This window comes from Synechococcus sp. R55.2 (genome assembly GCF_047462075.1).
GTDB lineage: Bacteria > Cyanobacteriota > Cyanobacteriia > Thermostichales > Thermostichaceae > Thermostichus.
This window is the reverse complement of record NZ_JANSIH010000393.1, coordinates 36,584-42,604: the sequence shown is the minus strand read 5'-3', so window position 1 is coordinate 42,604 and position 6,021 is coordinate 36,584. Positions and strand designations below refer to the sequence as shown.

The following is a 6,021-nucleotide window of genomic DNA, read 5'->3' as shown; positions in this document are numbered from 1 at the left end:
ACGCCAACCACGCCTCGACGACCGCGTTCTGCTTGATGTGGCAGGGGGCGTCCTTTACCCACTGGGGCAGGTCGGAGTGCAGGATGATATCCCGCAGCTTTCTGGCCGTTCTTGGAGCACCATGCTGGCGCTGATAGGCAATCGCTTGGTTGTAGCAGTACCGGCACGCCGCTTGCCACCGCTTCCAGACTTTAGCCAGCGCTGGTTCCGGATAAATCCGTATCTTTCTCGATTGCAGCCCGGTATTTTCTGAGTCCGTAGAGCCGACTGCTGAAGCAGTGCAGGATGGTGAGGATATCCTCAACCAGTTCCTGTTGGGGAGAAAGGTGATCGTCATCGAGAACCAAGACCTCGCACCCGTATTGACGGCAGTACCACTCAACGAACTCAAATCCAAACCGGCAGAGTCGATCCCTGTGAGCGACCACAATTGTTCCGACATCTCCCGCACGAACTCGTTCCAATAAGGCAAGGAACTTCGGTCTTTTGAAGTCGAGACCGCCGCCAACCTCTCCGACCACTTCGGCTCCAGGATAGAGGTTAACCAGTCTTGCAATCTGTCGCTCCAAGTCTGACTTCTGCCCTCGACTGCTGACTCGGGCGTACAAAACGACTCGTTTGGCCTTTCTGGGCGTTTTGATGTAGCTGTCGAGGTCATACCTTCTTGCCCTACCGGATGGTGTACGTATTGCTTTGATCCAACCTTTCTGTTCCCATCGCCTCAAAGTGTGGAGACATACCCCAAAGTAATCCGCCGCCTCTCTCGGTTTCACATACCTAGCCATACCAAGCAGCCATACTGAACATACTGTACATTATTTTCAGTATAGTCCAGCGTATCATTGACTAGAGTCATGCTCCTGCATCCTAGAGAGGTTTGGCGAAGAAATAGCCCTGGCCATACTCGCAGTTCAACAGCCTCATTGGTGCAGTCGCTGTAGGGTTTCGATCCCCTCGGCAGTGACATCTATTCCCAGGCTGCGGGCCAAGGTGATGATCAGGCAATGGTCTCGGCATTTTCTTCATTCGGCCCCCAGCGCGAGATGAAGGAGTGATCGATTTTCAGGCCATTTTTTCAGGCCATTGATGAGGTAATCCTGCAGGCCCCTGAGAGAGGAGTAGCCTGGGCCGAAGATCAAAACCCCCGCAATTGCGCCAGTTGCTCTGCCGCTAGAAACCGTAGCCTATTTTGCGGTCTAAGGAGATCTTTCGGTGCTGGGGTGGTATTGTTGCCGTCTTTCTTCCAATTCCATCAGGATCTGCTGATGACGCTGCCGGGTGATTGGGTAGAACCACACCAGCAAGATCCCGCCGATCAAAGCCACTCCCGGTAAGGGGCCAATGGCAACGCGAATGGCCAACAAAGCCGATTCCGGCTGGATGGGCAGGGCCTCTCCGGCCACCGAAGGCACGAAGCCGGCCCAATCCAGAGCTTGCCCCACGAAAAACAGCCCCAGCGCCAGGCCCACCTTTTGTAAGAAGACCATAAAAGCGTAGAAGATCCCCTCCCGCCGCTCCCCGGTTTGTAGTTCATCCAGATCGATCACATCCGGCAACATGGACCAAGGGCCGAGATAGGCCGTAGCAGAAACCCCAATGCCGGCCAACAGAGCCAGCCCAATCATGATCCCCTGCTGCCCGGGCTGGAGAAAAAACAGGCCTGCCTGCGAGATCAGCCAAAACCCCGCCCCAATGAGGTACATGGTGCGCTTGTCCAGATGGGTGCTCAGTTGGGTCCAACCGAACAGCGTCAGCACTGCGATCCCCTGTACCGCCAGTACCACCAAGGAAATCCACACCTCCGGCAGGCCCATCCAGAAGACGATGAAATAAGGGATGATTGTGGCTGTGAACTGAAACGCTAGCCAAGAACACAGGTAGATGCCGCTGACAAACAGGTAGGGGCGGTTGCTGAAGGCCACCCGCAGTTGTTGAACCAGGGGCATGGGATCCCGTTGGGATGGATACCGTTCTCGCACCCCCCAAAAACAGATCAGCAAGGGCACAGCCGAGATCACTCCAAAACAGGCTCCGGCCAGCAGATGGCCGGCAGCCCGATCCGGCAGCAGGTTGACCAAAAGCGGAAAGGTAACCACCGCAACCATGCTGCCCCCTACAGAGAAGGCAAAGCGGAATTGGTTGAGCTGGGTGCGCTCGTCGTAATCCTGGGTCAGCTCCGCTGTCAGGGAGGCGTAGGGAATATTGGCCGCAGAGTAGAAGGTATTGAACAAGAGCGACACCGCCAGGTAGTAGGCAAACAGGGGGCCAATCCGACCGGGAAAAGGGATCCACCACTGGGCCAGGAACGTGAGGCCAAAGGGGAGGGCTGCAAACAGCAGCCAGGGGCGGCGACGGCCCCAACGGGTGCGGGTGCGGTCGCTGAGAATGCCGATGATGGGATCGTTGATGGCATCCCAAAAGCGAGTGATGGCGTAGATGCTGCCGGCTAGGCCTGCCGACATGCCAACGGTATTGGTGAGAAAGGGCAGCAGGAAAAAGATGAGGATGTTGGCCGTCATGCCTGTGCCCAGATCCCCCACCCCATAGGCCAGCTTCGTCCACAAACTGAGTCGCTGTCTGGTCATCATGTCCCCCTGGAATGCCAGGATTCCAGTGTAGGGGGTAGGTGGAGATTTCTTTTTTGGGGATCCCTGGAAAAGCTGATCAAAATTCAGGGTCTTCTCCCAGTTCCCGTAGCCGCTGGGCCAGTCGTTCGGCTCGGGAGCGTTCCAATTCTGCCCGCTGCCGTTCCAATTCAGCCCGTTGCCGTTCCAATTCAGCCCGCTGCCGTTCTAGTTCAGCTCCCGTAGGCAACAATTGCCCTGCCCTATCGTACCAGCGCACCCAAAAGCGTTCTCGCCCCTCGTAGGATCCCCACCACCGACCGATACTCAAGTCCAAATCGGGCAACAGAATTGGGGGATGTTCTCCAGCGCCTGAGCCGGGGAGCAGCTCATAGTGTCCGCCCTGGAGTTGATAAACATTCAGCTCATCGGTCTCTAGCTCGAAGGTGACGTAGTAGGGGATCCGCAGCCGCCTTTCGTAGAGCTGGAATTTGGCTTGTCCGGGTTTTTCTTCCCCCTGGTCGTTGCAGATGATCTCCAAGATGAGAATAGGCAAGATATTCCCTTCATCCCAAACCACATAACTTTTGCGGGCAGTGCCATCCCGCCAACGGGGAACCCCCAGCACCAGAAACAAATCTGGAACAATGACCTGCCGGGGTAGGGCGTAGTAAAGGCCCATATTGCAAGCCACAAAAAAGTCTTGCCGATCTGACCAGTGCAGCAGCAGCGGTTCCCGGAGGAGGGGGTATTGGCGGCCTTGATCCTCGTTGTCCAAGGGGGTGTCGTCTGTATCGGGCAAGTCGTGCTGGGTGGGCCAGCGATAGGGGGTAATGGTCATGGCCGGGCAGGAGCAGTATGCCTCCACTGTAGCGAATGGGTTAGGACTGCATTTGGCTCATGGCTTCTAGATCCAGCACTTCCGCCACCTGCTCTGGGGTCATGAGGTTGCGCTCCAAAACAATCTGTCGAATGGGCTGGCCGGTTTCCAGAGAAGCCTTGGCCACCTCTGCCGCTTGTAAGTAGCCGATGTAGGGGTTGAGAGCAGTCACCAAAGCCAGCGTCCCTTCCGCGTAGCCGCGGCATCGCTGCGGTTGGGGGGTGATGCCTTGAATGCAGCGCTCGGTGAAGACCCGCAGGCTGTTGTTTAGGATCTGTAGGCTGTGCAGGAGGTCATAAGCAATGAGGGGCATCATCACGTTCAGCTCAAATTGCCCCGCCTGAGCACAGAGGGTGATGGCGGTATCCAGCCCGATCACCTGAAAGCAGACCATGTTCAGCATCTCGGCCATTACCGGGTTATACTTTCCGGGCATGATGGAAGAGCCGGGCTGAACCGGGGGGAGTTGGATCTCCTTGAGGCCGGTCTTGGGGCCGGAATCCATCAGCCGCAGGTCGTTGGCCAACTTGATGCCATCTTGGGCCAAGTTGCGCAGGGATCCCGACAGATGCACAAAGGGGGCCATGCTCTGCATCGCCGCCATCAGGTGGGGGGCAGGGGTCAGGGGTAGCTGAGTATATTCCGCCAGCCGTTGCACCACCCGCTGCCGATACTGGGGATGGGTGTTGAGGCCGGTGCCGACAGCGCTTCCCCCCAACCCCAAGCTGCACAGGGCCTGGCTGGCCTCCTCGATCCACCGACGGTGTTGGGCAAAGATGGCCGCGTAGGCGCCAAAGCTGTCCCCCAGCCGCACCGGCACCGCATCCTGCAAATGGGTGCGACCGGCCTTGAGGATCCCGTGAAAGTCTTTTGCCTTCTGCTCGAGGGCTGCCACCAAATTGTCTAGAGTGCCCAGCAGATCCCGCCGCACCCGCAGCAGGGCAGCCAGGCGAATGGCGGTAGGAATGACATCGTTGGTGGATTGGCCGTAGTTGACGTGATCGTTGGGGCTGACCCGCTGGTAGCAGCCTTTGGGCTCCCCCAGGATCTCCAAGGCGCGGTTGGCCAACACTTCGTTGACATTCATGTGGTGAGAGGTGCCTGCCCCTGCTTGGTAGATATCCACCACAAATTGATCCCGCAGGGATCCCTGTAGGATCTCATCCGCCGCCTGCACAATCGCCTTGGCCACCTCTGCCGGAATGCACCCCAACTCTCCATTGACCTCTGCCGCCGCTTTTTTGATCAGCACGCAGGCTTCTACATACTCCGGCAGGGGCTTGAGGCCGCTGATGGGAAAGTTCTCTAGGGCGCGGACGGTTTGAATGCCGTAATAAACCGACTGCGGCAGTTGCCGCTCCCCCATCGAGTCCCGCTCGCTGCGTACCTCGGCCAAGGCGTTCTCCTCTCCCGTTTGCGGATCCCTGGGCTAACTTCCGGTAGTCCCCTCCGAGGGTGTCTCGAGGGCCGGGGATCCTTTCTGTAAGTTCTGTAAAGTGGCCAGCAACTGTTGGCCGAGGCGCTCGTTGTTCTCGGCCAAGACCAACACCATGGCCGCACAGGCCAGGTGCACCCCTGCTCGAAATTCCGCCGAAGACTTGTACTGGATCAGCGCCTCGCTATCTCCTTCCCGCGGGCTCAGGATGAGCTGAACCGACTTTTGGGCCAACTCTGTCAGTTCCCGTTCCGTTAAACCGAGCTGCACCGCTTCTGCCCTCCCTGCTGGCCGACAAACAACCTTTGATCCCATCAGGATCGCCACTTTGGTATCCTACCGCGGTTGTTGCCCCAATCTGGCAGGATCCCCAAGTGAGCGGGCCTTGACAACTCTTGATAGCTCTAGAAGGAGGTAGAAAATGCCGGTTAGTATAGGTGCAGCATGCCTTAGCCTGCGGGCCGATAGCCGACTTTGATTGGATAAGTTCAAATCCACGGGTCGGCACTGCTCCTAGGGGGCTTGCTTCTACTTAGCATGGGTTTTGTGCTGTTCATTTCGTTCAGAGAGGAAAACTTGACCGTAGAGCGTCCACTTGACCGCTTCCCCCGCAAGCAGCGTGCAGAGCTGCCGGCCATCAACGAGCGCATCCGCTTCCCCAAAATCCGCCTCATCGATACCGACGGCACCCAGTTGGGGATCATGAGCCCGCGCGAGGCCCTGCGCCTGGCAGAAGAAAAAGATCTGGATTTGGTCTTGGTGAGCGAAAAGGCCGATCCGCCCGTCTGCCGCATCATGGACTACGGCAAGTTCAAGTTTGAGAAGGAGAAAAAAGAACGGGAGGCCCGCAAGAAGCAACACACCGCCGAGATCAAGGAAGTGAAGTTTCGCTACAACATCGGCGAGCACGATTACCATGTCCGCCTGCGCAGCGCCCAGCAGTTCTTGGGGGATGGAGACAAGGTGAAAGCCACCGTGATGTTCCGCGGTCGCGAGGCCCAGCACGCCGAGCTGGGGGAAGAATTGCTGCAGCGCTTGTTCAAAGACCTGGAGGGCGTGGCGGAAATGCAGCAGCCTCCCCAAAAGGAAGGGCGAAACATCACGATGATTCTCTCTCCCAAAAAATCGGTCTGAGGAGGGAT

At 57.6% G+C, this 6,021-nt stretch carries 7 protein-coding genes; 1 reads left to right on the top strand and 6 read right to left on the bottom strand.

Features of this window, described 5'->3' with window-relative positions:
- From NW838_RS12695 to NW838_RS12670, 6 genes are all read right to left on the bottom strand, one after another.
- Positions 1–304 (bottom strand): helix-turn-helix domain-containing protein (locus NW838_RS12695; RefSeq protein WP_414428144.1); only part of this gene is annotated, 304 nt, incomplete at its 3' end.
- Positions 192–785, bottom strand: coding sequence for an IS607 family transposase (locus NW838_RS12690; protein WP_414428143.1), 594 nt, complete (start codon positions 783–785; stop codon positions 192–194). The genes NW838_RS12690 and NW838_RS12695, both read right to left, overlap by 113 nt.
- Before the next feature lie 411 nt (positions 786–1,196).
- On the bottom strand, positions 1,197–2,585 hold the full coding sequence (locus NW838_RS12685) for an MFS transporter (protein WP_011432179.1): 1,389 nt from the start codon (positions 2,583–2,585) through the stop codon (positions 1,197–1,199).
- Between the two features lie 79 nt (positions 2,586–2,664).
- Complete coding sequence (locus NW838_RS12680) at positions 2,665–3,405, bottom strand: Uma2 family endonuclease (protein ID WP_414418881.1); 741 nt, start codon at positions 3,403–3,405, stop codon at positions 2,665–2,667.
- Positions 3,406–3,445: 40 nt separating this feature from the next.
- On the bottom strand, positions 3,446–4,840 hold the full coding sequence (locus NW838_RS12675) for an aspartate ammonia-lyase (RefSeq protein WP_414357182.1): 1,395 nt from the start codon (positions 4,838–4,840) through the stop codon (positions 3,446–3,448).
- A gap of 33 nt (positions 4,841–4,873) precedes the next feature.
- On the bottom strand, positions 4,874–5,194 hold the full coding sequence (locus NW838_RS12670; RefSeq protein WP_414357184.1) for a hypothetical protein: 321 nt from the start codon (positions 5,192–5,194) through the stop codon (positions 4,874–4,876).
- 261 nt (positions 5,195–5,455) lie between these two features.
- On the opposite strand from NW838_RS12670, the gene infC reads away from it, so the two are divergent.
- Positions 5,456–6,013 (top strand): translation initiation factor IF-3, encoded by a 558-nt coding sequence (infC, locus tag NW838_RS12665; RefSeq protein ID WP_414357186.1) that lies wholly within the window; start codon positions 5,456–5,458, stop codon positions 6,011–6,013.
- Positions 6,014–6,021 lie beyond the last annotated feature (8 nt).